The following is a 25643-nucleotide window of genomic DNA, read 5'->3' as shown; positions in this document are numbered from 1 at the left end:
CTTATTGAACCGTCATTTGACAACTCGGACAACCCGGCTTAGCGTCGAATCTGTCTTGAATGACGCGTCAATAACTAACGGAGGACAGGCATGCCCAAGGTCTGGTTCATCACCGGCAGCTCCCGTGGCCTCGGCCGCGCGATCGCCGAGACCGCACTGAGCTCGGGCGACCGGGTGGTCGCGACCGCCCGCCGCCCCGAGCAGCTCTCCGATCTGGTCGACCAGTACGGCGAGAACGTCATCCCCGTGGCGCTCGACGTCACGGACGCCGCCGCTGCCGAGTCCGCGGTCGCGACGGCTGTCGAGCGTTTCGGACGCATCGACGTGGTGGTCAACAACGCCGGCTACGGCGACATCGCCGCCATCGAAGACGTCACGATCGAGGACTTCACCGCGCAGATCAACACCCTCCTGATGGGCACGGTCTACGTCACGAAGGCCGTGCTGCCCACCCTGCGCGAGCAGGGATCGGGCCACATCTTCCAGGTCTCCTCGGTCGGCGGCCGCATCACCCTCCCGGGCCTGGCGGCCTACCAGGCGGCCAAGTGGGGCGTCGGCGGCTTCTCCGGGGTCCTCGCCCAGGAGATCGCCCCGTTCGGTGTGAAGGTGACCGTGCTCGAGCCGGGCGGCATGCGCACCGACTGGGCCGGCTCCTCGATGACGATCCCGCCGATCAGCGAGCCCTACCAGCAGACCGTCGGAGCCATCGCCGGCATGCTCCGCGCCGGCACCGGTTCGGAGCCGAACGACCCTGCGAAGATCGGAGCCCTCATTCAGCAGATCCTCGAGCTCCCCGAGCCGCCTGTCCGTCTCCTCGTCGGATCCGACGCCTTCCAGTACGCCACTGCGGCGGCCGAAGCACTCGCAGAGTCCGACGCCCGCTGGCACGAGCTCAGCGAATCCGTCGCCTTCGACGAGAACTGACCGCATCACCGAGAGGAACTTCCCCCATGGATCTCAAGCTCACAGGAAAGACCGCAGTGGTCACCGGAGCCAGCCGCGGTATCGGACTGGCCACCGTCCGGACCCTCATCGACGAAGGCGTCCGCGTCGTCGGCGCGGCACGCACCATCACTCCCGAGTTCAGGGACACCGGGGCCCATCCGGTGGCGGCCGATCTCAGCACGCCGGAAGGAGTCACCCTCCTCATCGACACCGCGCTCACCGAACTCGGCGGAATCGACCTGCTGGTCAACAACGTCGGCGGTGGCAACGGCACGACCGTCGGCTTCGACCAGGCCGACGACGCCGTGTGGATGCGCGCGTTCGAGCTGAACCTGCTCGCGACAGTCCGCGCCACGCGCGCAGCGCTGCCCAGCCTCATCGAGCGCCGCGGGGCGATCGTCAACATCTCCTCGATCAGCGGCCTCGTGCCCGGCGCTTTCCCGGTCACTGGCGCGGTGAGTGCGGCGATCACCGCGTTCGGCAAGTCGGTGTCCGAGGAGTTCGGGCCTCGAGGCGTCCGGGTGAACACCGTCTCCCCAAGCATGGTCAACACCACGGCGTTCAGGGATCCCAACGGCGAGTTCGCGCAGTGGGCCGCCGCCGCAGACGTGACCGTGGACGAGCTGATCCAGCGGCTGATCAAGGACGAGCGGGTCACGGCCGGCCGCATCACCGAGCCCGAGGAAGTCGCAGCCCTCATCGCCTTCCTCCTCTCCGACGTCGCCGGCAACATCACCGGCGGCAACCACCTCATCGACGGCGGCATGAACAAGACCGTTTGAGGCAGAAGCACACCCCAGGGCTGATCTCGCGGGATTGGTCACGCTGATCGCCGCAGCCGCTCGTGGCCAGGGAGCCGCTGAGGTCCGCGAAGGCAGACGGGTGGCCGACGAGATCGGAGACGCAGCGCCCAGGGGTTGATGCCGGCGGCCTCCTCGGCAGCAGCTGTCCGGCCGGGACCGGACCGCCGCGGTCGCGGGTCAGCAGGGCGAGCGCCGCCGCGAGGCCGCCACCCGCGCTGTTGCCCGGCGAGAGCAGGGTGCCGGTGGCGACGTCTCGGCGGTTCGGAGGGGATCTGCTGAGCCGATCGTCGGCGACGAGGGCTCAGCGGACCGTCCCCTCCGGCGCGTCGTGGGCCGGGCGGAAAGCCGGCCGCCGCCAGGGGTGGAGGGCGGACGTTTTCGTCAATCGAGTGGCAGTGGCATCCGGCGGCTGAAGAGCCGCACGTTCTCCGGTCCGAGTTCGGCGATGGAGGTCACTCCGAGGAGTTGCATGGTCCGTTCCACTTCGGTGCGCAGGATGTGGGCCGCCCGGTCCACGCCGGCCTCGCCGCCGGCCATGAGGCCGTAGAGATAGGCCCGTCCGACGAGGACGAGGCGGGCGCCCAGGGCGATCGCCGCGACGACATCGGCCCCGGTGCGCACACCGGAGTCGATCATCACCTCCGTCCGCGCCCCGACGTCGCGGACCACGCGCGGAAGCAGGTGCAGCGGTGGAGCCGTACGGTCCAGCTGACGGCCCCCGTGGTTGGACAGCACGATCCCGTCGGCCCCCGCGTCGACGGTGCGGCGGGCGTCGGGCAGTGTCTGGATCCCCTTGATCACCAGGGGGCCGTCCCAGGCCGCACGCACCCAGGCGAGGTCCTCGAACGTCGTCGTGTTGTCGTTGAACCCGGACACCTGCAGCTCGGAGCGGGGCCGGCCCGGTTCTTCGTAGGTGAAGGTGTACGGCTCGGTGGTGAGGAGGTTCATCCACCACTCGACCCGGTAGGACGCGTCGAGGAACGTCCTGAGGGTGAGCTGCGGCGGGTAGGACATCCCGGTGCGCAGGTCCCGCAGGCGATGGCCGGAGACCGGCACGTCCACGGTGACGATCAGCGCGTCGTAGCCGTGCGCCTTCGCCTCGGCGATCATCCGCAGTGAGAGTTCGCGGTCCTTCAGCAGGTAGGTCTGGAACCACCGCCGTGCGCCCGGCTGCGCCGCCGCCAGATCCGCGATGGCGGTGGTGCCCACGGACGAGAGCGCGTACGGGATGCCCGCGCGCGATGCCGCCCGCAGCACCGCGCGCTCCCCCGCGGCGTGCATCATGCGGGTACCGCCCGTCGGGCCGAAGCCGAACGGCAGCGCGCTGGGACCGCCCAGCACGGTGGTGGCCATGTCCACGGCGTGCACGTCGCGCAGGATGCCGGGGCGGAATTCCAGCTCGCGGAACGCCTCCCGGGCCCGGTCCATGCTGATCTCCTCCTCGGCCCCGCCGTCCACGTAGTGGAACGGCCCGGACGGAGTGCGCGCCTTGGCGATGCGGCGCAGGTCCTCGATCGTGTGCGCGGCGGACAGCCGCCGCTGCACCCGATCGAGACCCCTGCTGTCCCTCAGTGCCAGGAACGGCCTGAGGTCACCCGGCCGTGGAATGCGGCGCTCCAGCCGCGGGTAGTCCGGCATCCGGTCGGGGTCCTTCCTCGTCAGCGGGCTCTACCTTCTGAGCCGGGTCGGGCGAACGCGCGGAAGGCAAGCGGCACGTCCAGGCCGTGATGGCCCTGGCCCGCCGCCGCGTCAACGTCCTGTGGGCGCTGATCCGTGACCGACGCTGCTACCACGTCACACCTCCCGTGACCACGGCGGCTTGACAACGACATCAGGAAGCGATGAAGAGGGCGTCGACAAGGGTGACCTCGCCGGTCCCTTCCCTGATGAAGGCCGGGTTGAGGTCGGCTTCGACGATGAGGTCGCCCAGGTCCGCGGCCAGCGTGCCGAAGCGCACGATCACTTCGGCCAACGGCCCGACGTCGGTCGGCTGGGCGAGTCTGCGGTACCCGGACAGCAGTCGGCCGAGGTGGGTTCGGGCGATCATGTCGAGGGCGCCCTGCGGCGAGACGGGTGCCAGGTCCACGGCCCGGTCGCCCACCAGCTCCGCCAGGGAGCCGCCGGATCCGGCGACGACCAGGGAGCCCAGCGGCTCCTCCCGGGTGAATCCGAGGATCCCTTCGATGCTGCCGGTGACGGCCGCCTGGACCTCGTATCCGTCCACCTCGGCACGCGGGAGCGCCCGCATGCGTTCGCGGATCCCGCGGACCGCCGCCCGCAGCGCGTCCTCGTCCTCGATGCCGACCACCACGCCGCCGACGTCCACGCGGTGCGGGACGTCCTTGGACGCGATCTTCACCACCACCGGGAAGCCGAGGTCATGCGCGAACGCGACCGCCTCGTCCTCGTCCCGCGCCAGCCGGGAGCGGACGTAGGGCAGCCCGTAGGCGGAGACGATCCGCTGGACGAGGGCGTGCGGGAGCGGCCCGTGGTGCGCGGCGATCTCCTCCCGGAGCTGCGCGAGCAGAGCGGCGGGGACCGTCGGCCCGGTGTCCTCGGCCGCGGCCCGCGGTACCGTGCCCAGCGTGGTGATCGCGGCCAGGGCGGGTTCCAGGCCGCGCAGGATCGTCACGTTGGTGCCGGCCGTCAGTTCCGCGAGGAGCGGGTGGATCGGGGACGCCGTGCTGGACACCAGCACGACGGGCTTCGCGGACGGCCTCGCACCGTCCACGATCTGCCGCACGTGCTCCAGGTAGTCGTGCCGCGGGGTGAGGGGCAGCTTCTCCTGGGCGTCCTGCACGACGACGATGGCGTCGACGGCGGGGTCGTCGCCGACCGCTTCGAGCGCCAGCGCCGTGCGGCGGGCGTCCTCGTCGATGCTGGCGCCGATGTCGACGGGGTTCTCCCCGGTGGTCCCGGGAAGCGCGGTCCTGACGCGCTGGGCGGTGGCCGGGGCGAGATCGGCGATCGTGGCGCCCGCCTCGGTGGCGATGTCGCACGCGAGCGCGCTCTGCCCGCCCGAGATGGACATGACCGCGAGCCGGTTGCCGCCCACGGGCCGCGAGCCGAGGCCCGCGTACAGCTGCAGGGTGGTCACCAGTTCGTCGTAGTCGCGGACCAGCGGCACGCCGAGTTGCCGGAAGAGGGCCCGGTACGCGTCGTACCCGGTGACCAGGGCGCCGGTGTGCGCCTGGGTGGCCCGGCCGCCGGCCGAGGTGCGCCCGACCTTGACGGCCACGATCCGCTTGCCCGCGGCCTGCACCCGCCGCACCGCCGCCCGGAACTTCTCCGGTTCCTTCAGCGACTCCAGCACCAGGCCCACGGCCGCCGTCTCGTCGTCGTCCGCCAGCCAGGAGAGGTAGTCGGCGGCGGACAGGGAGAGCTCGTTCCCGCTGGAGATCACGCGGGAGAACCCGAGGTCCGAGGTGGTGGTCACGGAGATCGCGGCGGATCCGGACTGTGTCACGAGGGCGACGTTCCCGGTGGGGAAGTCGCCCCGGATGTGGGCGGTCCACAGGGGGGCGGCGTCGGCGGCGCTCAGCGTGCCGAGGCAGTTGGGGCCGTTGACCACGATCGGCAGCTCTTCCAGGACCGAGCGCAGCCCGGCGAGGTCCTCCTCGGAGAACCCGGCGGCCGGCAGGACGGCGGCGGGACAGCCGCGGGCCGCGAGCTCGCGGAGCACCCCCGCGGTGCGGGAGGCGCGCACGCTGACCACCGCGACGTCGACGCCGTCGGGCAGCTGCGCGACCGCCGGCACCGCCGGATACCCTTCGAGCACGTCGGCGCGCGGATGCACGGGGACGACCGTGCCGGCGAAGCCGAAGGCGCGGAGGTTGCGCAGCACCTGGTTGCCCAGGGTGTGGCGCTGCGGCGAGGCGCCGATCACGGCGATGGTCTTCGGCCGCAGCAGCCCGGTGATGCCCCGGGTGGTCTGCACCGCGGCGTCCTTCTCGATCTCCACGGTGGCGCTCACTCGACCCCCAGCACCCGGCACGCGTTGCTGTACAGCCACTTCTCCTTGACCGACTCCTTGAGGGGCAGCTCCAGGTATTCGTCGATGATGTCCTCCATGGACATGCCGAGCAGGCCCCAGGAGAGCCCCACCATGACCTTGTCCTGGATCAGGGTGTTGCCGAACTGCATGAACTGCTCCCAGCCGGACCCGGGCCGGCCGAGGTACTTGGGCCGGTGCGCGGCGGTGTCGCAGAACAGGTTCGGGTGGCGGCGCAGCAGGCCGACCATGTCGTTGATCCACGGCCAGCCGCTGAGGCCGGCGATGATGGTCAGCTCGGGGAAGTCCACGGCGATCGTGTCGAGGTGACGGGGGTGGGCCAGGTCGTAGGGCCGGTCGTTGGCGTAGGGCATGGAGGTGTAGACGCGCACCGGGATGCCCAGTTCCACGGCCTTGGCGTACAGGGGGTAGTAGCGGCGGTCGCTGGGTGAGACGACGTCGTACAGGGCCGCCACGGACAGGCCGCCGATGCCTTCCTCGCGGACCAGCCGCTCCAGCTCGCGCACGGCCCGCATGCCGTCGTAGGGGCTCAGGTGGGCGAAGCCGATGAACCGGTCCGGGAACGCCTGGACCACTTCGGCGGTGACCGCGTTGGACGCCGCCGCCACCACGCTCTTGACCACGCCGGCCCGGTCCATGAGTTTCACGAGCTCGGCGGCGCGTTCGGCCGGCGGGCGGGTGTCGCTCACGGCGTTCACGGCCGGTGCGTCCGGGGTGTCCGAGCGGGTGAAGATGGTGTCGTAGTTGGACCAGCCGTACCCGGGCGGGTTCGGCAGGCGGTCCGGTCCGGCGGGGCCCCGCTGTCCGGTTCCCGGGTGCTCCCCGTCTCCCCCGGGGAGCACGGTTTCGAGGTCGATGACACGCATGGGGGTGTTCCTTACTGGTTCGGTGGTGGTCAGGCGGCCGGTGCGGGTGCCGGCGTGGTGAAGACGATCTTGAGCTGGCCGGGCCTGGGATCGGCCGCTCGTTCGTAGGCGCCGTTGATGTCGTGCGGTCCGACGACGTCGGTGAGGTAGGCGCCGGCCAGCCGTGGGTGGCGGGCGAGGTAGGCGCCGGCTGCGGCGAGCCAGTGGCGGCGGTCTCGTGTGAGGCCGGAGCGCAGGGTGAGGTCCTTGGTGAGGAAGCGGTCCATGTCGAGCGGGTAGGTCTGCTCGTCGGGGATGCCGAAGTAGTAGATCTGCCCGCCGTGGGCCACCGCTTCGACGGCGTCGTTGAGGGTGGCGCTCTGGTGCCCGATCGCCTCGACCACGATGTCCGGGCGCTCCTCCTCGGTGAGGGCGCGGGCCCACCGGTCGGCGGAGGCCCACACCGTCTCGTCGACCCCGAAGTCGCCGGCGGCGTCCCGGCGGTCCACCCGGTCCACGCCGGTGACCCGCGCCGCTCCGGCGGTCTTGAGCACGTGGCTGAACAGGACCCCGATCGGTCCTTGGCCCATGACCGCGGCGCGGCGGCCCGTGACGGCGCCCAGCCGGTCCACCGCGGCGAGCACGCACGCGAGGGGCTGCAGCATGACGGCCTCCTCGGCGGCCAGGCTCCCGTCGAAGGCTGTCAGTCCCTCGCCGCGGGTGACGACGTACTCGGCGACCGCGTTGTAGCCGGTCGCCCAGCCGACCACGGTCTGACCGGGGTGCAGGTCCTGGTGTTCGGAGGCGACCACCACTCCCACCACCTCGTGCCCGGGGAATCCCGCCGGGCCGGGGAGGTGGGTGTGCTGCGGGGCGTCGCTCTGCCGCATGCCTCGGAAGAACGGGAGATCGCTTCCGCAGATCCCGACCGCGAGGGTGCGCAGCAGTACGTCGCCGGGCCCGAGATCGGCCGGGTCGGGCTGCGGTGCGTCGTACGGTGCGAAGCGTTGCGGCGCCACCAGGCGCATCGCCCACATTCAGACCACCCCGTCCGGGCTGATGCGGATGTCGATGAGCAGCGGGCCGCTGCGTTCGGCGATGGCGCTCTTGATGCCGTGCAGTTCGTGCGGGGTGGTGACGGTGACGCCGGTGCCGCCGAGCGCGGTCGCCACGCCTTCGAAGCCGGGCCAGTCGAACAGGGTGAGGTCGCGGTTCTTCCCCAGGTCCCGGAACTGGACCTCCTCCGCGCCGTAGCAGCCGTCGTTGAGGATCACGCAGATCAGGTCCCTGCCGTAGCGCACGGCGGTGTTGAACTCGGTGAGCCCGGTCATCATGAAGCCTCCGTCGCCGCAGATGAGCAGCGCGGGGCGCTCGGGGCGGGCGAAGCTCGCGCCGATGGCGCTGCCCATGCCGATGCCCACGGCGCCGTAGCTGGCGCCGTAGATGTAGGAGCGGGCGTCGGGCGCGTGGACCCGGCGGACGGTCTCCTCCATGAACCGCCCCACGTCGACGGCGAGGGTGCGGTCCGCGGGCACGGCGTCGTCGATGACGGACAGGGCGGTGCGCAGGTCGACGACGCCGTCGCCGCTGCTGTCGTGGTATCCGTCGTCGCGGAGTCCGGCGAGGATGCCGGCGGCCTCTTCGTGGAAGCGGGTGGGGGCGGTCTCGGCGAGGTCGAGGAGGCCGACGATCGCCCGGGCCACGTCCGCGGCGTCACCGGCGATGACGGTGTCGACGTCCAGGTTCGCGCCGAGGCGGGCCGGGTCGGCGTCGCATTCGATGACGGCCTTGCCGCGGAAGAGCGCGCCGCGCTCGGTGGTGAGCTTGGACAGGCTCGCGCCGAGGGCGATGACGCAGTCCGCGCGGTCGATGACCGCGGAGCCTTCGGGGCTGGCGAGGCCGCCGCAGATGCCGATGGAGCGGGGGTGTGCGCGGAACAGTTCCTTGGCGCGCAGGGTGGTCGCGACGGGTGCGCCGATGCGGTCCGCGAGCGCGAGGATGCTGTCCTCGGCGCCGCTGAGCACCGCGCCGTGGCCGGCCAGGACGAGCGGTCGGCGGGCGGTGCTGATGATGCCGAGTGCCGCGTCCATCTCGTCCTCGTCGAGGGCGGCGGGTGGCGCCTGGGCGGGGCCTTGCGGTGTGCGGTACAGGACGTCGTCGTGCTGGATCTCCACCGGGACGTTGAGGACGATGGGGCGCCGTTCGCGGCGTGCGCGGTGGAGTGCGTCGGCGACGTCGTGGAGCGCGGAGTGGCGGGATTCGACGGCGATGAAGCCGGCGCCGGTGGGCGCGATGTACTGCGCCTGTTCGATGTACTGCTTGTTCTGCGTGTCCCGGGTGTCGCCGGCGAGGAGGACCAGGGGGGTGCCGGCGCTGACGGCGTCGCGCAGGGCGGTGATGGTGTTGGTCAGGCCCGGGCCCTGGGTGACGGTGGCGACGCCGACTCCCCCGCCGGCCTGGGCGTAGCCGTTCGCCATGGTGACGGCTCCGAATTCGTTCGCCGCGGCCACGTAGTTCAGGCCGAGCTCGTGGACGAAGTGGTCGATGATCAGGAGATTCCCCTCCCCCATCAGTCCGAAGATCGTGTCCACGCCGTGGTCGGCGAAGGCCTTGGCCACGGCTGCGCCGAGCTTCACGCTGATCCCCTTCTCTCACTCATCGCGCGGGCCAGGAACGCCCTGGTGCGTTCTTCCTTGGGGGCGGACAGGACCTCGGACGGCGGTCCCTGTTCCACGACTCTTCCGTCGCTCATGAAGGTCACGGTGTCCGCGACGTCGTGGGCGAAGCCCATCTCGTGGGTGACCACCACCATGGTCATGCCGTCTCTGGCCAGCTGTTTCATGACGGAGAGGACCTCGCCCACCAGTTCGGGGTCCAGGGCGGAGGTGGGTTCGTCGAAGAGCATCAGCTGGGGGTCCATGGCGAGGGCCCGGGCGATGGCGATGCGCTGCTTCTGGCCGCCGGAGAGCTGGGCCGGGTACGCCCGCGCCTTGTCGCTGAGGCCCACCCGTTCCAGCAGTTCATGGGCGCGGGCCTTGGCCTGCGCCGCCGGGATTCCGCGGACGCCGCGGGGCGCTTCGACGATGTTCTCCAGGACGTTCTTGTGCGGGAACAGGTTGAAGTTCTGGAACACCATGCCGATCTGTTCGCGGTTGCGGCAGACCTCGGCGTCGCGCAGTTCGTGGAGGCGTCCGTCCACCTCCCGGTAGCCGACGATCCTGCCGTTCACGTAGATGCGGCCGGCGTTGATCTTCTCCAGGTGGTTGATGCAGCGCAGGAAGGTGGTCTTTCCGGAGCCGGAGGGTCCGATGATCACGGAGACCTCGCCGCGCTGCACTTCGAAGTCGACGCCTCGGATGATCTCCAGGGTGCCGTACCGCTTGTAGACGCCGGCGGCTTTGACCATGGGGCCGTCGTGGCGCGCGGTGGAGGGGGCTGTGGCTTTGCGTGTGCGGAACATCGTGGGGATCCCCCTGTCAGGCCTTCGGCGGGAGGCGGCGCATGCCGGGGTGGAAGTCGTAGAGCGTCCGGCGCAGCCGCTGGAGCGGGGTGAGGGGTTGATTGCGCACGGAGCCGCGCGAGTAGCGGCGTTCCACGTAGTACTGGCCCACCGTCAGGATGGACGTGACCACCAGGTACCACAGGCTCGCGACGATCAGCAGCGGGATGGTGTCGTAGGTGGAGGCGTAGACCAGCTGGACGGAGTGCAGGAGTTCGACGACGGTGATGACGCTGGCCAGGGAGGACATCTTGAGCATGCCGATGGTCTGGCTGCCGGTGGGCGGGATGATGACCTTCATGGCCTGGGGCAGGATGATGCGGAACATGGCGCGGCGGCGTGTCATGCCCAGGGACTGGGCGGCTTCCTCCTGGCCTTCGTCCACGGAGAGGATGCCGGCCCGGACGATCTCGCACATGTACGCGGCCTCGTGGAGGCCCAGGCCGAGCAGGGCCGCCAGGAACGGGGTGATGAAGGTGTTGGCGTCCAGGGAGACGAAGACCGGGCCGAACGGGATGCCGATGTCGAGCCGCGGGAACATGTAGCTGAGGTTGTACCAGAACAGGAGTTGGACCAGCACGGGGGTTCCGCGGAAGAACCAGATGTAGAGGGCGCTGGCGCCGGAGAGCATCACGTTGCTGGACAGGCGCATGACGGCGAGGATGACGCCGCCGACGATGCCGATGGCCATGGCGGCCACCGTGAGTTCCAGGGTCATGAGCAGGCCGTCGAAGATGTTCGGGGACAGGAGGTACTGGCCCACCACCTCCCAGCCGAAGCGGGTCTGCATCAGATCGCCGCGTTGGATCTTCTCGAATCCCACCGTGTACACGCCCCAGACGGCGATGATGGTGAGCACCACCACCGCCACCCACCGCCCGGGGCGGGGAACCGGGACCGGCTTCTCATCGATGAAGGTGGGCCCGGCGGCAGACCTGGTCCTCTCCTGGGGATCCGTCATGGTCCCGGCTCCTTCCGGCATCTTCTGCTCCTGTTCGGTCAGCATGAGTCAGCGGCGGCGGGCCCGGCTCAGCCGGCGGATCCCGTGTCGTTGATGGCCGGCTGCTTGATCATGATGGGCGAGACGCCCCAGTCGTCGAAGATCTTGGCGTAGGAGCCGTCGGCCATCATCTCCTCCAGGGCCTTCTGGACGGCCTTGTCCAGGCCGGAGCCCTTCGGGACGGCGATGCTGCTGGGGACGTTGGCGGCGATGGTGGAGCCGGTGAGCTTGAACTGGCCGTTGGTCTGCTTGATCAGGTAGTTGATGGTCTCCTGGCTGTCGAAGCCGACGTCGGCGCGGCCGCTGCCGACGGCGAGGGTCTCTTCGCTGCCGTTGCCGAAGGTGAGGATGTTGACGGCGGGTTTGCCGGCGGCCGCGCACTTCTTGGACTGCTCCTCCAGCATGGTCTGCAGGGCGGTGCCGAGTTGGACGGCGACGCCGGCACCGCAGAGGCTGTCCAGCCCGTCGTAGCTCTTGGAGGACTTGCTGCCGGTGAAGAGTGTGGAGCCGATCCTGGCGTAGGAGACGAAGTCGGCCTTCTCCAGGCGTTCCTTCTTGGCGTACATGCCGGCCTGGCCCACGTCGATCCGGCCGGAGGCGAGGCCGGGGATGATGGTGTCGAAGCCGGCGTTCTCCAGTTCCAGGGTGATGCCGAGCTTCTGGCCGATGCCCTTGATGAGGTCCGCCTGGTAGCCCAGGATCGTCTTGCCGTCCTTGTCGATGAACTCGCCGGGAGGGGTGGAGGCGTCCAGGCCGACCACCAGCTTGCCCTTGTCCTTGTACTTCTGCGGGAGCAGTTCGGCAGCCTTGCCGGCCTTGGTGGGATCGGCGGGTGAGGTGTTGCCGGTGGCGGGGGCGCCGGCGGTGGAACCGCCCGAGGCGGAGGGGCCGCCGGGGGCGCTGGAGGCGCAGGCGCTCAGCGTGAGTGCGACGGCGATCCCGGCGGCGCCGAGGACGGCGGCCGGCGGTCTGGTCGGGTGCACGGGCGTGGTGGCCCGGGTCGTGAACAGCATGCGATGAACTCCTTCGGTCACGCACGTGCCTGAGAGGTGATGGTGTGGACGCTGTGGTGGTGTGGGGCCGCGGCCGGCGCGGGATCCGACGGGGTCCGCCGAGGATCCGATGTCTCATCGCTCGGTCACCCGGGCGGGGATCGGATCGTCCATGGGGCCGGGCCCGGCGCGGGCGGCGTTCGCTTGGCGCGGCCGGCCGGCCGGCCTGCGACGACGGGTGAGCGCGGTGTCGCCGCGCTACGGGAGGAACCCGACGCCCACGCGGTTCGGGCCGACGACTCGGCTGCCCGGTTCGTCGCACCGGGCGGCCGGGTGCTGCGGGATCCCCGCACCGTCGTCGCTCATCTCGGCGGAGCCCGCCGCGACACGATGTCGGGCTTGCCCCGGGGCCGCGGCGTCGGTCATGCCCTGCGGCGTCGTCCGCCTTCCGGCGGCGCCGCGGGCGAGAGGGCTGCGCGTCGAGGTGCGCGGATACCGGTGATCGCGGGTTCTTCAGTCGTGGCCCGCATCCGCGGGAAGTTGGAGGGACTGCGGTTCGAGGTACTCGGCCATGCCGTGCACGCCGAGTTCGCGGCCGTATCCGGAGTGCTTGAAGCCTCCGAAGGGGGCGGCGGGGTTGAAGGAGCCGCCGTTGATGTCGACCTGTCCGGTGCGGATGCGTCGGGCGACCCGGACGGCGTGGTCCGTGTCGTGTGCCCAGACCGACCCTCCGAGTCCGTACCGGGTGCCGTTCGCGATCTCGACGGCCTCGGCTTCGTCCCGGTAGCCGATGATGGACAGGACGGGGCCGAAGATCTCCTCCTGGGCGAGGGTGGACGCCGGATCGACGTCGGTGAAGATCGTGGGTCGCACGAAGTAGCCGCCGTCGCATCCGTCGGGAGGCCCTTCCCCGCCCGTCAGGAGCCGGGATCCGTCGCTGAGGCCCGCGTGGATGAACGCTCGTACGCGTTCGCGCTGCTGGTCACTGATCACGGGGCCCATCCGGGTCCTGTCGTTCGTCGGATCGCCCACGGTGTGCTTCTCGGCGGCCGCCCGTGCCAGCTCGTTGACGTGTTCCAGCCGGTCGGCCGGCACCAGCAGGCGGGTCCACGCGTTGCACGCCTGGCCGGAGTTGAAGAACGCGTTGGCGACACTGACCTTCACGGCGGTGGGGATGTCGGCGTCGGGCAGGACGAGGCTCGCGGACTTGCCGCCGAGTTCCAGCGTCACGCGTTTGACGGTGCGCGACGCGGCGGCGGCCACGGCTCGTCCGACGTCGACGGATCCGGTGAACGAGACCAGGTCCACGTCGTCGTGGTCGACCAGTGTCCGGCCTGCGGTCGGCCCTCCGGTGACGACGTTGAGCACGCCGTCGGGCAGGCCGGCCTGCGTCAGGACCTCGGCGAGCAGCAGGGCCGACAACGGGGCCAGCTCACTGGGCTTGAGCACCACCGCCGCACCGGCCGCCAGGGCCGGGATGACCTTGCTGGTCACCTGGTGCAGAGGGAAGTTCCACGGAGTGATGGCGGCGACGACACCGACGGGCTGATGGATGACCAGCGAGTTGCCGATCCGCTCGTCGAAGGAGTGGGCCGACAGCAGGCCGGCCGTCGTCGACGTGACGGTGATGGGCAGTTGGGCGTGCACGGAGCGGGCGATCCGGATCGGAGCACCCAACTCGGCCGTCACCACCTGGGCGATCTCCTCGCGGCGGTCCTCCAGCAGCTTCGCGGCGCGGCGCAGCACACTCGCCCGATCCGCGACGGGCGTGGCGGCCCACGTCCCGAACGCCTGGCGCGCAGAGCGGACCGCGTCGTCGACGTCGCCGGGTCCTGCGTCCGCAACGGTCGCGATGACGCGCCGCGTCGCCGGGTTCTCCACCTCGATACGCGCTTCGCCGGCCGGTGACGGTCGGCGTACGCCGTCGATGAACTGGCCATAGTGGGGCGTTGGCACGAATCCCTCCTCTCAGGGCACGGCCGTTCCACCGCGTGATCGTTCGCGGGGTGTTTACGAAGCTAGAGCTAAACATTCGTTTAGACAAGGGTCTTGCATGACTACTAGGTCCAGCGTTCACTGTGCTTAAGACCTAAACGGTCGATTAGAACTGAGTCATGACGGAGGCAGCCCATGATGAGTGGCACCACACCGGTGGACCTGCGGGTGGAGGACGGCGTGGCGGTGGTGACGCTGAACCGACCGGAGCGGCTCAATGCCATGACCGCGGAACTGCTCCACCTGGCGACCAGCACGTTCGAGACCGTCGCCGCCGATCCCGCGATCCGCGCACTGGTGCTCACGGGAGCCGGCCGCGCGTTCTGCGCCGGCGGCGACCTCTCCCAGGGCGCCGGCGGAGCGGTCACCGCGGGCGTCGGCCCCGAGTCGCGGGCCGAGCTGCTGCGGCAGTTCATGGAGACGTCGAAGCTGCTGCACGAGATGCCGGCCGTGACCATCGCGGCCGTCAACGGGGCGTGCGCCGGCGCCGGGCTGTCGTGGGCGTGCGCCTGCGATCTCCGCTACGCCTCGGCGACGGCGAAGTTCAACGTGGCCTTCCTCAACGCCGGGCTCTCGGGCGACTTCGGCGGGACATGGACGCTGCCCCGCATCATCGGGCAGGGCCGCGCACGCGAGAAGTACCTGGTGTCCCAGCCCTTCGACGCCGTCGAGGCGGAGCGGATCGGCCTGGTCTCGGGCGTCTTCGACGCGGAGCGGCTGCTGCCGGAGGTCACCGCCATCGCCCGCCGTATCGCGGCCTCCGCGCCGCTCGCGGTCTCACGCATCAAGCAGAACCTCGCCGACAGCGCGAGCGTGGACTTCGGGCGCGCACTCGACCTTGAGGCGCAACGGCACACCGAGTGCGTGGAGTCCGAGGACGGGAGGGAGGCGGCACTGGCGTTCATCGAGAAGCGTGTGCCGCGCTTCACCGGGCGGTGACGGGCTCTGCGCCCGCACCGGTGTGACGGCGGCTTCGCCGCGGGGACTGGATCGGCTCGGCGACGGGCCGATCCACCCGTACCGGTCAAGCCCCTCCGTAGGTGGGCGGCTCGAACTGCGGCGCCCGCGACGCCCCCACGAGGGAGAGGGCCATGTGCCCGTAGCGCCAGGCGATCTCCTCGGGGCTGAGCGGCCCGGATTCCCGGTACCAGCGAGCGACGAACGTGCACATCACGACGACCGCCCGGCTCGCCTCCCGCGGCCACGGTGCCGTGAACACGCCCTTGGCGCACCCGTCTTCCACACACGCGTCGAAGAGGCGCTGCAGCCTGTCGCGCTGGGCGACGTTCCGCTCGCGGTTGTCGGGCTCAAGGCTTCTGATCTCGCTGTTGACGATGAAGCTGGAGGCGACATCGGACGCGTTCCACAGGACATGCGACTGCGCGGCCGCGAAGAGTCGTGCCGCCGGATCCGGACCGGCCCGTCGCAGCGCCGCCTCGGTCCTGTCGATGGAGTTGTCCATGAACCTCGTGATGATCTCCATCAGAAGGTCCTGCTTGGACGCGTAGTAGTGGTACAGCGCCGCCGGGGTCACTCCTGCCTCCTGAGTGATGTCCCTGACCGACGAACCGTCGTACCCGTGCTTGTAGAAGCGGCGCACCGCGGCATCGATGATCACCTGCCGGCCCGGTCGGTGCGCGCCCGAGCTCGCGTTGCCACGTGTCACAGACAGAGATGCCCCTTGCTCGTCACAACCCTCGTCAACCCTTCGTTCCCCACCCCCGCCAGCCTACTCGCCCGCAGGGCGGCCACCGTCACCGGCCGGGAACCCCGCGAGGCCGCTGCCCGCTTGGCGCCCTGGTCCGAGGTGAGGCCTGCGGCCTCGCGGTGGCCGTACTGCTGGTGGAACGCACGGAGCTTGACGGTCTGGAGGATCCGGGCGGCGCGCTGTCGGGCGTTGATCGTGCGCCACTCGATCGGCGACTCGGCCGGGGCCGACTGCCCGCTGCTGGCGGATCATGGCGACCTTGATCATCGCTTCGGCGTGCGCGGTCCTGCGCTCGTAGTCCCGTGCCAACCGTCTGCACTGTCCCAACGAGGAGAATGTCCGCTCGATCACCGACCGAAAGACACACCACGCGGTTGATCAATTACCCAACACTTTCTCAGCCGACCTGCAGCAGGATCTTCCCGCCGACACCGCCGCGCAGTGCGTGGAGGGCGCCGACGACGTCCTCCAGCGGCAGTTCCTGGACCCAGCCGGTGGTGTCGTAGACGCCGTCGGCCATGGCCGCGATGACCGCGTCGAACTCCGCGGGGCGGTAGCCGACCGCGCCCACGACCTCGGTCTCGCCCATCATGAGCTGCGTGGGCTGGAAGTCCATCGCGTGCTCGTGCAGCGCGACGACCACCAGCCGGCCACCGGGCGCCAGGCCCGCCAGCGCGGCGGTCACCGCCGCACCCGCACCCGCCGCGTCCACCGCGACGTCCACGCCCTCGCCGCCGGTGAACGAGGCGACGGCGGCCGCCAGGTCCTCGTGCACCGGGTCGACGACCCGGGCGCCCAGCGCGGCCATGACCGCCCGGCGGTCCGCACTCGGCTCCGACACCAGCACCTTCTCCACCCCTCGGGCCTTGAGCGCGAACCAGGCACCGATCCCGATCGGCCCGGCCCCCGCGACCAGCGCGCTGCCGCCCGCCCGGACTCCGCTGCGCTCGACGGCGTGCCAGCCCACCGCCATGGGCTCGACGAGCGCGCCCGTCCGGAGGTCCACACCGTCGGGGAGGACGTGCACCTGCGAGGCGTCGCACACGGTGAACTCCGACAGACCACCGCCGGGCGCGTTCGAGCCGAGTGAGGCCATCAGCCGGCACGAGAACGGCAGCCCCCGGCGGCAGGCGGTGCACGTCCCGCAGGACACCGCCAGCGGGAAGACCGCGCACCGGTCACCGGCCTTCACGTCCCCCACCCCCTCGCCGACCTCCACGACGGTGCCGGAGAACTCGTGGCCGAGGATCTGCGGCAGCGCGGCACCGGTCAGCGGATGCGGCTCGTCCAAGGCGAAGGGCAACGACTCCGGGTAGAAGAAGAAGTGGAGGTCCGAGCCGCAGATGCCGGCGAAGGCGTTGCGCAGCTTCACCTGCCCCGGGCCGGGAGAAGGCTCCGGCACCTCCTCGACCCGGAGGTCTTCTTTGCCGTAGAACCGCGCTGCCTTCATCCTTCGACTCCTTGCTCCGGGGCCACCGGTCCCGCCGGTCGCCCTTCCTGTGAACGCGAACCGCGCCGCCCGCGAGGCCTGCTGCGGAAACCGGTGGCGGACGGCCGGGCCCTCTGCCACCGGCTCCCTCTCGTCCATCGCCGCGCCGCCGGGCTCCGCTCCACCCTCGCCGTCCTCCTGGCACCCGGGCCACCGCCGAACACGGCGGATTGCGGGGAGCCGGCCCGCCATTCGCGCGCCCGCGCAGGTGTCCATCCACGGGCAGCGGTCATCGACGACGCGAACAGCCGACCCGCTGCCGAAGGCAGTAGCGATGTCGATGATTCCCGGAGGTGACCCGTTTCGTTCCCCGGCCGAGGGGCAGCCGCGCGGACGTGGTTTCGTACGAGCCGGAGCAGCGGGTGGTGTTCGCCGCGTTGCGGTCCGGGTGGCTTTCGCAGACGTTCGTGCACTGGGCCTACGAGCCGGAGCAGGTGCAGCCTCTGCTGCCGGACGGCTTGGAGGTGGACGTCTTCGAGAGGGCGGCGTGGGTGAGTCTGACGCCGTTCGTCATGGCCCGGGTACGGCCCTGGGGCGTGCCCGGTGACGGGCGGACGTTCCTGGAGACGAACCTGCGCACCTACGTCCGGCGCCCGGACAGATCCTGCGGGCTGTGGTTCCTGTCGCTGGAGGTGGACTGCGCCGCCATGCTGGCCGCACGTGCGGTCGGCGTCCCCTACCACCTGGGCCGGCTGGGCCTGTCGCGACAGGGCGGCGCGCTGGCCTACACCGGCCGCCGCAACGGCGAGGGCGTGTCGTACCGGCTGGCCGTTCGCCCCGGCGCCCGGATCACCTCCACCGCGCTGGACATCTGGCTGACGTCGCGGTGGCGGGCCTACACCCGCCGGCTCGGCGCGCTCTGGCAGACGCCCGTCGAACACCGACCGTGGCCACTGCGCGAAGCCACGCTCGATTCGCTCCACGAGACCCTCACCGGCGCCGCCGGGCTACCCGCGCCGCGCGATGAGCCGCTCGTACGCTTCTCGGACGGAGTCGAGCCGGTGCACCTGGGTCTCTCCCGCCCGGCCTCCGCACTGGCCCCAGGCGGGCGGTCCTCGTCGGCGACCGCCTGATCAGCCGTGGAAACCCCAGGAGGACCGACATGAACCCACGGACCGTCGCCCGCCTGCACGGTCTGTTCAACCTCGCCGGCGGCGCCTGGCCGATCCTGCACCTGCACAGCTTCAAGCAGGTCTTCGGCCCCACATCCGACCGGTGGCTGCAGTACACCTCCGGAGGACTGCTGGCCACCACCGGCTGGACACTGCTGCGCACCGGCAGCGGCGCCGGCCAAGCAGTCCAGGCTCGCCGGGCGGGCCTGGGAGCTGCTGCGACCCTGCTGACCATCGACCTGATCTACGCGCCCTCGGGCCGCATCCGGCCCACATACCTTCTCGACGCCGCGATGCAGACCGGACGGATCGCCGGGTCGGGTCATGCCATCAGGATCCCAGGCGCGGTGATCACGGCTCCCGGGAGTCCACGACCCGGCGCAGCTTGCCGAGCGAGCGTTCCAGGGTCTCCGGGTCGACGACGCCGACATCGACGGTCATGCCGACGCCGTCCTTGACGCCCTTGGCGAGGGCTGCGGCGGCGGCGTCGCGCTCGGCGGCGGTCGCGTCCGCCCGCGCCTCGACGCGCACGGTCATGTGGTCCATGCGTCCGCGCCGCGTCAGTTCCAGCTGGAAGTGCGGGGCGAGAGCGGGGGTGCGCAGGACGATCTCCTCGATCTGGGTCGGGAAGACGTTGACGCCGCGCAGGATGATCATGTCGTCGCAGCGGCCGGTGACCTTCTCCATGCGGCGGAAGGCGGGCCGGGCGGTGCCCGGCAGCAGGCGGGTGAGGTCGCGGGTGCGGTAGCGGATGATCGGCAGGGCCTCCTTGGTGAGGGAGGTGAAGACCAGCTCGCCGTCCGCTCCGTCGGGCTGGACCTCGTCGGAGAGGGGGTCCACGATCTCGGGGTAGAAGTGGTCCTCCCAGATGTGGAGGCCGTCCTTGGTCTCGACGCATTCGCCGGCGACCCCGGGGCCGATCACCTCCGAGAGGCCGTAGATGTCGACGGCGTGGATGTCCAGGCGTTCCTCGATCTCGCGGCGCATCTCCTCGGTCCACGGCTCGGCGCCGAAGATGCCGATCTCCAGGGAGGTGGTGCGCGGGTCGATGCCCTGGCGCTCGAACTCGTCGAGGAGCGTGAGCATGTAGGACGGGGTGACCATGATGATCCTGGGCCTGAAGTCCTGGATGATCTGGACCTGGCGGGCGGTCATGCCGCCGGAGGCCGGGACGACGGTGCAGCCCGCGCGTTCGGCTCCGTAGTGGGCGCCGAGGCCACCGGTGAACAGTCCGTAGCCGTAGGAGTTGTGCAGGATGTCGCCGGGGCGCCCGCCCGCCCCGCGGATGCAGCGGGCCACCATGTCGGCCCACATCGACAGGTCGTTCTCGGTGTAGCCGACCACGGTGGGGCGGCCGGTGGTGCCGCTGGAGGCGTGGATCCGGCGGACCTCCTCCCTCGGGACGGCGAACATGCCGAAGGGGTAGGTGTCGCGCAGATCGGCCTTGGTGGTGAACGGGAAGCGGGCCAGATCGGCGAGTGTGCGGCAGTCCTCGGGCCGGACGCCGGCCTCGTCGAACCTGCGGCGGTAGAACTCGACGTTCCGGTAGGCGTGTTCCAGGGTGCTCCGCAGCCGGGCGAGTTGGAGGGCCTTCAGTTCCTCGCGGTCCAGGCGCTCGCCCTCGTCCCGCAGGCCGGCCGGGAGCGCGTCGCCCAGTCGGCGGGGCCCGTCGACGGAACGCGTCGTGCCGGTGGTCGTGCTCATCGTGTCTCCTTCACGTCTTGAGGCTGCGGCTGCGGCCGCGGAACTCGGCGATCACCTCGTCGCCGCGCCGGACGGTGACGTCGTAGATGCCGCTGCGGCCGAATCTGGTGCGCTCCTGCGCCGTCGCCACGAGCACGTCGCCCTCCCGGGCCGGGGCGACGAAGGTGATGTCGCCGCCCGCCGCGACAGTGACCGGACCGTGGCTGTTGCAGGCGCAGGCGAAGGCGGTGTCGGCCAGCAGGAACAGGTAGCCGCCGTGCGCGATGCCGTGGCCGTTGACCATCTGCGGGGTCACCGTCATGGTCGCCGAGGCCGCTCCGTCGGCGGCGGCCAGGAGCTGGATCCCCAGGCTCCGGGACGCGGTGTCCGCCGCGAACATCACCTGGGCCGGCCCTGCCGCAACCGTACCGTCGGGTGGTCGATTCATGTGCATTTCACCACTCTTGTCGCCCGACCGAACATTCGGTTAGTGTCTCGGTCCGGCTTAGTAATCCAGCATCGGCACTGCCTGTCAAGAGGTGAGCGCATGTCGCCAAACGCCCAGGATCGACCCGATTTCTTCACCCGCCACCAGGAACTCCTGGAACGGTCGGTCGCTGCCACCCGGGACCGCGGCTTCTGGAGCCCCTACCCGGAGGTCCCCAGCACCTCGGTGTACGGCGAGCAGGCACCCGCCGACGGGGAGGCCGCCTTCAAGCGTCGCCTCGGCCGGCCCTTCGAACTCCCCGGGCACCCCGGTACCGGGACGGTCCCGGCCACCGAGGTCTCCCCGTACGGCTTCCCCCTGGGGATCGGCTACCCCCGCGTCGCGCCGGCCGAGGCGGTGGCGACGGCGAAGTCGGTCACCGGCCCCTGGATCGCCGCCGGGCCCGACGCCCGGGCCGGGGTGGCGGCCGAGATCCTGGCCAGGCTGAACGCGGCGAGCTTCGAGATCGCGCACGCCGTGCAGCACACCACCGGCCAGGCCTTCGTCATGGCGTTCCAGGCCGGCGGGCCGCACGCACAGGACCGGGGGCTGGAGGCCGTCGCGTACGCGTGGGCCGAACAGAAGCACCACCCCGCCTCGGCCCGCTGGACCAAGCCGCAGCGCAAGGGCGAACCGCTGGCGCTCGACAAGAAGTTCACCCCGGTCGGACGCGGCGTGGCCCTGCTGATCGCCTGCAACACCTTCCCCACCTGGAACGGCTACCCGGGCCTGTTCGCCAGCCTGGTCACCGGCAATCCGGTCGTCGTCAAGCCGCACCAGGGCGCGGTGCTGCCGCTCGCGATCACCGTGCGGATCGCCCGCGAGGTCCTCGCGGAGGCGGGCTTCTCCCCCGACCTGGTGATCCTGGCCGCCGAGGGCCCGGGCGAGCGCACCGCCGCCGAACTCGCGACCCACCCGGACGTGCGGATCGTCGACTTCACCGGCTCCAGCGCGTTCGGCGACTGGCTGGAGGCCAACGCCCGCCAGGCCCAGGTGTACACCGAGAAGGCCGGCCTGAACACGGTGGTCCTCGACTCCACCGACGACTACCGGGGGCTGCTCGGCAACCTCGCCTTCTCGCTGGCGCTCTACAGCGGGCAGATGTGCACCACTCCGCAGAACCTCCTGGTGCCCCGCGACGGCTTCGCCACCGATGACGGCGTCAAGACCGCCGAGAAGTTCGCCGCCGACCTCGGCCGCGCCCTCGACCGGCTGCTCGCCGATCCGCAGCGGGCCGCCGGCACCCTCGGCGCGATCGTCAACGACGGCGTGCGCGACCGCCTCGCCGAGGCCGCCGGGGTCGGCCGCACCGTCCGCCCGTCCACGTCCGTCACCCATCCGGACCACCCCGGCGCGGACGTCCGCACCCCGCTGGTCGCCCTGCTCGACGCCGGTACCGACGCCGAGGTCTACACCCGCGAGTGGTTCGGGCCGGTGTCCTTCGTCATCGGCACCGACTCCACCGAACAGAGCCTGCGGATCCTCCGCGACACGGTCACCCGGCACGGCGCGCTGACCGCCGCCGTGCACTCCACCAGCGAGGGCGTCCTCGCCGAGGCGGAGCGCGCGGCCCTCCAGGCGGGGGTGCACCTGTCGGAGAACCTCACCGGCGGCGTCTTCGTCAACCAGTCCGCCGCCTTCAGCGACTTCCACGGCAGCGCCGCCAACCCCGCGGCCGGCGCCACGCTCTCCGATCCCGCCTTCGTCAGCGGCCGGTTCGCGATCCTCCAGTCCCGTCGCCCCGCCCCCGCAGAGGAGACCGCCCGTGTCTGAGATCTACCTGGTCGACGGGGCCCGCACCCCGCAGGGCCGCTACGGCGGAGCCCTGGCCAACGTACGCCCCGACGACCTGGCCGCCCTGGTCGTCGGCGAGGCGGTCCGCCGCGCCGGCATACCCCCGGAGGCGGTGGACGAGGTGATCCTCGGCGCGGCCAACCAGGCCGGCGAGGACAACCGCGATGTCGCCCGGATGGCGGTGCTGCTGGCCGGGCTCCCGGACACCGTCCCCGGCTACACGGTCAACCGGCTGTGCGCCTCCGGCCTGACCGCCGTCGCCTCCGCCGCCCAGGCGATCAGGGCCGGCGAGGCCGAGATCGTGGTCGCGGGCGGCGTGGAGTCGATGACCCGCGCGCCCTGGGTCATCGAGAAGCCCGGCACGCCGTGGGCCAGGCCCGGCGAGATCGTCGACACCTCCATCGGCTGGCGCTTCACCAACCCCCGCTTCACCGCGGCCGACCGAGCCGTCCCCCCGGGCGCCGGGCCCGAGGTGGCGAAGACCACCCTGACGATGGGCGAGACCGCCGAGGAGGTCGCCGCCCTCGACGGCATCACCCGCGGCGAATCGGACGCCTTCGCCCTGCGCAGCCACCGGCGGGCCGTCGCGGCGCAGCTGGCCGGCCGCTTCGACCGGGAGATCGTCCCCGTGCCGGTGAAGGACGGCGAGGTCACCCGGGACGAGGGCCCCCGCCCGTCCACCACGCTGGAGAAGCTCGGCACCCTGCGCACCAGCTTCCGCGAGGGTGGCATCGTCACCGCCGGTTCCTCCTCACCGCTCTCCGACGGCGCGGCCGCCCTGGTGGTGGCGAGCGAGAGCGCCGTCACGCGCTACGGCCTCACCCCGCGCGCCCGGATCGTCACCTCGGCCTCGGCGGGCGTGCAGCCCAACCTGATGGGCCTGGGCCCGGTGCCGGCCACCGAGAAGGCCCTGGCGCGAGCCGGCTGGAAGACCGGCGAGTTGGGAGCCGTCGAGCTCAACGAGGCGTTCGCGGCGCAGGCGCTCGCGGTGATCCGCCGCCTGGGGCTCGACGAGGAGCGGGTCAACGCGGACGGCGGTGCCATCGCGCTCGGGCACCCGCTCGGCGCGTCCGGCGCCCGGATCCTGCTCACCCTGCTCGGCCGGCTGGAGCGCGAGGACGCCCAGCGCGGCCTGGCCACGCTGTGCGTGGGCGTCGGCCAGGGCGTCGCCATGCTGGTGGAGCGGGTGTGAGCGGGTACCGGACGCTGGTCGTCGAGGAGCGCGCGGACCGCGTCGTCGTCACGCTGCACCGCCCCGACGCCCGCAACGCCATCAGCGGCCTCATGATCGAGGAGCTGCACGAGGTGTGCGCCCTGCTGGAGCGCGAGCCCCGGCTGCTGCTGCTCACCGGCCACGGCGGCGTGTTCGCCGGTGGCGCGGACATCGCCGAACTGTTGCGGCGCGGCCGGGACGAGGCTCTCCAGGGCATCAACAGCAGGCTGTTCGAGCGGGTCCGCAGGCTGCCGATGCCCACCGTGGCTGCGGTCGACGGCTGGGCACTGGGCGGTGGCGCGGAGCTGGCCTACGCCTGCGACCTGCGCATCGCCGCCCCGCAGGCGGTCTTCGGGCACCCGGAACCGGGCCTGGGCATCCTCGCCGCCGCCGGCGCGTGCTGGCGGCTGCCCGAGCTGGTCGGCGAGTCGATCGCCAAGCAGGTCCTGCTCGCCGGGCGGAACCTCGACGCCGCCGCCGCGCTGGCCTGCGGGTTGGTGATCGACGTCGTCCCGGCGGAGAGACTGCTGGAGGAGGCGCACGCCCTGCTGGACCGCATGGCCCGTTCCTCGGCCACCGCGCTGCGGCTGACCAAACTCGTCGTCGACTCCCCCGGCGCCCACCCGGTGGCCGACGACCTCGCCCAGGCCGTGCTCTTCGAGGGCAGGGACAAGCGGGACCGCATGACGCGGTTCCTGGAGAAGAGGAAGGGAGACCGCTCATGACCCGTGCACCGGGAACCGTCGGTGTGATCGGGGGCGGCCGGATGGGATCCGGGATCGCCCAGTCCTTCGCCGCGGCCGGCTCGACGGTCGTGGTCGTGGAGAGCGATCCCGGGGCCGCGGCCGCCGCCCTGGACCGCATCCGCGCCGGCCTGGAGCGCGCCGCCGCGCGCGGGCTGCTCGACGGGCCGGCCGAAACGGCCGCCGCCCGGGTCACCACCACCGACGCCGTCGGCGCGTTGCCCGCCGACGCCGACCTCGTGGTCGAGGCGGTGCCCGAGGACATCGCGCTGAAGGCGGGCGTGCTGGCCGCCGCCGAACGGGCCGTCGGCGGGCGCACGGTGCTGGCCACCAACACCAGCTCACTGCCGGTCACCGAACTCGGCGCCGCGCTCACCGATCCGAGCCGGTTCCTGGGCATGCACTTCTTCAACCCGGTCCCCGCCTCCGAACTGGTGGAGCTCGTCGTCGCCCCCATGACGTCCGATGCGACCCTGGACGCGGCGCTGGGCTGGACGAAGGCGCTCGGCAAGAAGGACGTCGTCGTCAAGGACTCCCCCGGCTTCGCCAGCAGCCGGCTCGGCCTGGCCCTCGGCCTGGAGGCGATCCGCATGGTCGAGGAGGGCGTCGCGGCGCCCGAGGCGATCGACGACGCGATGAGCCTGGGCTACAAGCATCCGATGGGACCGCTGCGCCTGACCGACCTGGTCGGCCTCGACGTGCGGCTCGCGATCGCCGAGCACCTGCACGCCACGCTCGGCGAGCGGTTCGCCCCGCCACAGCTCCTGAGGGACAAGGTCGCCCGCGGCGAGCTCGGCCGCAAGACCGGTCAGGGGTTCTACACGTGGTCATGAGCGCCGCCACCGGAGTCGAGGACACGGCGGCCGCGTGTCCGAACGGGGTCGGCTACCGGCTCAGCGGATCCGTCGCCGTGATCGAAGTGGGCCGCCCCTCCGCCCACAACGCGCTCGACCTGGCCATGAGGCACGCGCTGCTGGCCGCGGTGCGCCGGTGGGGCCTGGTGCACCGGGTGACGGAGGACGGCCGGGCGGCGGCCGAGGGCCTGGCCCTCGCCGAGCGGCTGGCCGAGGGGCCGACCGCCGCGTACCGCGAGGTCAAGGCACTGCTACGGGAAGCCGGCACCACCGAACCGGCCGCACTCCTCGACCTGGAGGCCGCCGCCCAGGAGCGGCTCGGCATCACCCAGGACCACCGCCAGGCGGTGAAGGCGTTCCTCGACCGCCTGCCGCCCGTCTTCCTCGGCCGCTGATCCCGCCCCCTCCACCCCTTGTCCTCAGCGCCGGAACAGACGACACTCAAGAACCGAACGAACGGTCGGTAGGG

At 71.5% G+C, this 25643-nt stretch carries 22 protein-coding genes and 3 pseudogenes; 10 read left to right on the top strand and 15 right to left on the bottom strand.

Annotated features, from left to right (window positions below):
• The first annotated feature begins 90 nt into the window (after window positions 1-90).
• Both ACF1AK_RS18810 and ACF1AK_RS18805 read left to right on the top strand, forming a co-directional pair.
• Entirely contained in the window at window positions 91-924 is an 834-nt protein-coding gene (locus tag ACF1AK_RS18810) for an SDR family NAD(P)-dependent oxidoreductase (protein ID WP_391499893.1), read from the top strand.
• 26 nt (window positions 925-950) lie between these two features.
• Entirely contained in the window at window positions 951-1727 is a 777-nt protein-coding gene (locus ACF1AK_RS18805) for an SDR family oxidoreductase (RefSeq protein ID WP_391499892.1), read from the top strand.
• Window positions 1728-1884: 157 nt separating this feature from the next.
• On the opposite strand, the pseudogene ACF1AK_RS18800 reads toward ACF1AK_RS18805, so the two are convergent.
• Window positions 1885-1971: pseudogene (locus tag ACF1AK_RS18800) on the bottom strand (alpha/beta hydrolase fold domain-containing protein); the annotation flags it as partial.
• A gap of 158 nt (window positions 1972-2129) precedes the next feature.
• Window positions 2130-3386: an alpha-hydroxy acid oxidase gene (locus ACF1AK_RS18795; RefSeq protein WP_391499891.1), complete on the bottom strand. Its 1257-nt coding sequence runs from the start codon at window positions 3384-3386 to the stop codon at window positions 2130-2132.
• Between the two features lie 53 nt (window positions 3387-3439).
• Between ACF1AK_RS18795 and ACF1AK_RS18790 the strand changes: the two are divergent.
• Window positions 3440-3571: pseudogene (locus ACF1AK_RS18790) on the top strand (IS110 family transposase); the annotation flags it as partial.
• A gap of 8 nt (window positions 3572-3579) precedes the next feature.
• On the opposite strand, the gene ACF1AK_RS18785 reads toward ACF1AK_RS18790, so the two are convergent.
• The 8 genes from ACF1AK_RS18785 to ACF1AK_RS18750 form a co-directional block, all read right to left on the bottom strand.
• On the bottom strand, window positions 3580-5721 hold the full coding sequence (locus ACF1AK_RS18785; RefSeq protein WP_391499890.1) for an acetate--CoA ligase family protein: 2142 nt from the start codon (window positions 5719-5721) through the stop codon (window positions 3580-3582).
• Window positions 5718-6626 carry an amidohydrolase family protein gene (locus ACF1AK_RS18780; protein WP_391499889.1) on the bottom strand — a complete coding sequence of 303 codons (909 nt, stop codon included), beginning with the start codon at window positions 6624-6626 and terminating at the stop codon, window positions 5718-5720. Before ACF1AK_RS18780 ends, ACF1AK_RS18785 begins: the two co-directional genes overlap by 4 nt.
• A gap of 29 nt (window positions 6627-6655) precedes the next feature.
• Complete coding sequence (locus ACF1AK_RS18775) at window positions 6656-7642, bottom strand: zinc-binding dehydrogenase (protein WP_391499888.1); 987 nt, start codon at window positions 7640-7642, stop codon at window positions 6656-6658.
• Window positions 7643-9241, bottom strand: coding sequence for a thiamine pyrophosphate-binding protein (locus ACF1AK_RS18770; protein ID WP_391499887.1), 1599 nt, complete (start codon window positions 9239-9241; stop codon window positions 7643-7645). It abuts the gene before it with no gap.
• The gene (locus ACF1AK_RS18765) at window positions 9238-10011 is read right to left on the bottom strand and encodes an amino acid ABC transporter ATP-binding protein (protein WP_391499886.1); all 774 of its coding nucleotides are present in this window, start codon (window positions 10009-10011) and stop codon (window positions 9238-9240) included. The genes ACF1AK_RS18770 and ACF1AK_RS18765 overlap by 4 nt, the downstream gene beginning before the upstream one ends.
• Window positions 10012-10081: 70 nt before the next feature.
• Window positions 10082-11065 (bottom strand): amino acid ABC transporter permease, encoded by a 984-nt coding sequence (locus ACF1AK_RS18760; RefSeq protein ID WP_391499885.1) that lies wholly within the window; start codon window positions 11063-11065, stop codon window positions 10082-10084.
• Window positions 11066-11133: 68 nt separating this feature from the next.
• Window positions 11134-12117: an ABC transporter substrate-binding protein gene (locus ACF1AK_RS18755; protein WP_391499884.1), complete on the bottom strand. Its 984-nt coding sequence runs from the start codon at window positions 12115-12117 to the stop codon at window positions 11134-11136.
• A gap of 492 nt (window positions 12118-12609) precedes the next feature.
• Window positions 12610-14052, bottom strand: a complete 1443-nt coding sequence (locus ACF1AK_RS18750; protein WP_391499883.1) for an aldehyde dehydrogenase family protein — start codon at window positions 14050-14052, stop codon at window positions 12610-12612.
• 177 nt (window positions 14053-14229) lie between these two features.
• On the opposite strand from ACF1AK_RS18750, the gene ACF1AK_RS18745 reads away from it, so the two are divergent.
• Window positions 14230-15030 (top strand): enoyl-CoA hydratase-related protein, encoded by an 801-nt coding sequence (locus tag ACF1AK_RS18745; RefSeq protein WP_391499882.1) that lies wholly within the window; start codon window positions 14230-14232, stop codon window positions 15028-15030.
• 85 nt (window positions 15031-15115) lie between these two features.
• Here the strand turns inward: ACF1AK_RS18745 and ACF1AK_RS18740 are convergent, their stop codons facing one another.
• The 3 genes and pseudogenes from ACF1AK_RS18740 to ACF1AK_RS18730 all read right to left on the bottom strand — a co-directional run bounded on the left by ACF1AK_RS18740 (window position 15116) and on the right by ACF1AK_RS18730 (window position 17249).
• Complete coding sequence (locus tag ACF1AK_RS18740) at window positions 15116-15709, bottom strand: TetR/AcrR family transcriptional regulator (protein WP_391499881.1); 594 nt, start codon at window positions 15707-15709, stop codon at window positions 15116-15118.
• Between the two features lie 321 nt (window positions 15710-16030).
• A pseudogene (locus tag ACF1AK_RS18735) lies at window positions 16031-16156 on the bottom strand (IS5/IS1182 family transposase); the annotation flags it as partial.
• A gap of 40 nt (window positions 16157-16196) precedes the next feature.
• Window positions 16197-17249: a zinc-binding dehydrogenase gene (locus ACF1AK_RS18730; RefSeq protein WP_391499880.1), complete on the bottom strand. Its 1053-nt coding sequence runs from the start codon at window positions 17247-17249 to the stop codon at window positions 16197-16199.
• A gap of 332 nt (window positions 17250-17581) precedes the next feature.
• On the opposite strand from ACF1AK_RS18730, the gene ACF1AK_RS18725 reads away from it, so the two are divergent.
• Complete coding sequence (locus ACF1AK_RS18725; RefSeq protein ID WP_391499879.1) at window positions 17582-18361, top strand: YqjF family protein; 780 nt, start codon at window positions 17582-17584, stop codon at window positions 18359-18361.
• Between the two features lie 390 nt (window positions 18362-18751).
• Here ACF1AK_RS18725 and paaK read toward each other — a convergent pair whose 3' ends face one another.
• Both paaK and paaI read right to left on the bottom strand, forming a co-directional pair.
• On the bottom strand, window positions 18752-20104 hold the full coding sequence (gene paaK / locus ACF1AK_RS18720; protein WP_391499878.1) for a phenylacetate--CoA ligase PaaK: 1353 nt from the start codon (window positions 20102-20104) through the stop codon (window positions 18752-18754).
• A gap of 10 nt (window positions 20105-20114) precedes the next feature.
• Window positions 20115-20531: a hydroxyphenylacetyl-CoA thioesterase PaaI gene (paaI, locus tag ACF1AK_RS18715; RefSeq protein ID WP_391499877.1), complete on the bottom strand. Its 417-nt coding sequence runs from the start codon at window positions 20529-20531 to the stop codon at window positions 20115-20117.
• Window positions 20532-20630: 99 nt separating this feature from the next.
• Here paaI and paaN point away from each other — a divergent pair, with 99 nt between their 5' ends.
• The 5 genes from paaN to ACF1AK_RS18690 are packed head-to-tail and all read left to right on the top strand — an operon-like array spanning window position 20631 to window position 25569.
• A complete protein-coding gene (gene paaN / locus ACF1AK_RS18710; RefSeq protein ID WP_391499876.1) occupies window positions 20631-22343 on the top strand; it encodes a phenylacetic acid degradation protein PaaN in 1713 nt (570 codons plus the stop codon).
• Window positions 22336-23556 (top strand): thiolase family protein, encoded by a 1221-nt coding sequence (locus ACF1AK_RS18705; RefSeq protein ID WP_391499875.1) that lies wholly within the window; start codon window positions 22336-22338, stop codon window positions 23554-23556. The genes paaN and ACF1AK_RS18705 overlap by 8 nt, the downstream gene beginning before the upstream one ends.
• On the top strand, window positions 23553-24302 hold the full coding sequence (locus ACF1AK_RS18700; protein WP_391499874.1) for an enoyl-CoA hydratase/isomerase family protein: 750 nt from the start codon (window positions 23553-23555) through the stop codon (window positions 24300-24302). Before ACF1AK_RS18705 ends, ACF1AK_RS18700 begins: the two co-directional genes overlap by 4 nt.
• Complete coding sequence (locus tag ACF1AK_RS18695; protein WP_391499873.1) at window positions 24299-25153, top strand: 3-hydroxyacyl-CoA dehydrogenase family protein; 855 nt, start codon at window positions 24299-24301, stop codon at window positions 25151-25153. The genes ACF1AK_RS18700 and ACF1AK_RS18695 overlap by 4 nt, the downstream gene beginning before the upstream one ends.
• Window positions 25150-25569 carry an enoyl-CoA hydratase-related protein gene (locus ACF1AK_RS18690; RefSeq protein WP_391499872.1) on the top strand — a complete coding sequence of 140 codons (420 nt, stop codon included), beginning with the start codon at window positions 25150-25152 and terminating at the stop codon, window positions 25567-25569. The genes ACF1AK_RS18695 and ACF1AK_RS18690 overlap by 4 nt, the downstream gene beginning before the upstream one ends.
• The last annotated feature ends 74 nt before the right edge of the window (window positions 25570-25643 follow it).

Source organism: Kitasatospora sp. NPDC015120 (assembly GCF_043080305.1).
GTDB lineage: Bacteria > Actinomycetota > Actinomycetes > Streptomycetales > Streptomycetaceae > Kitasatospora.
Note: the sequence above shows the minus strand (reverse complement) of the source record. Positions and strands in the feature narration are given on the sequence as shown.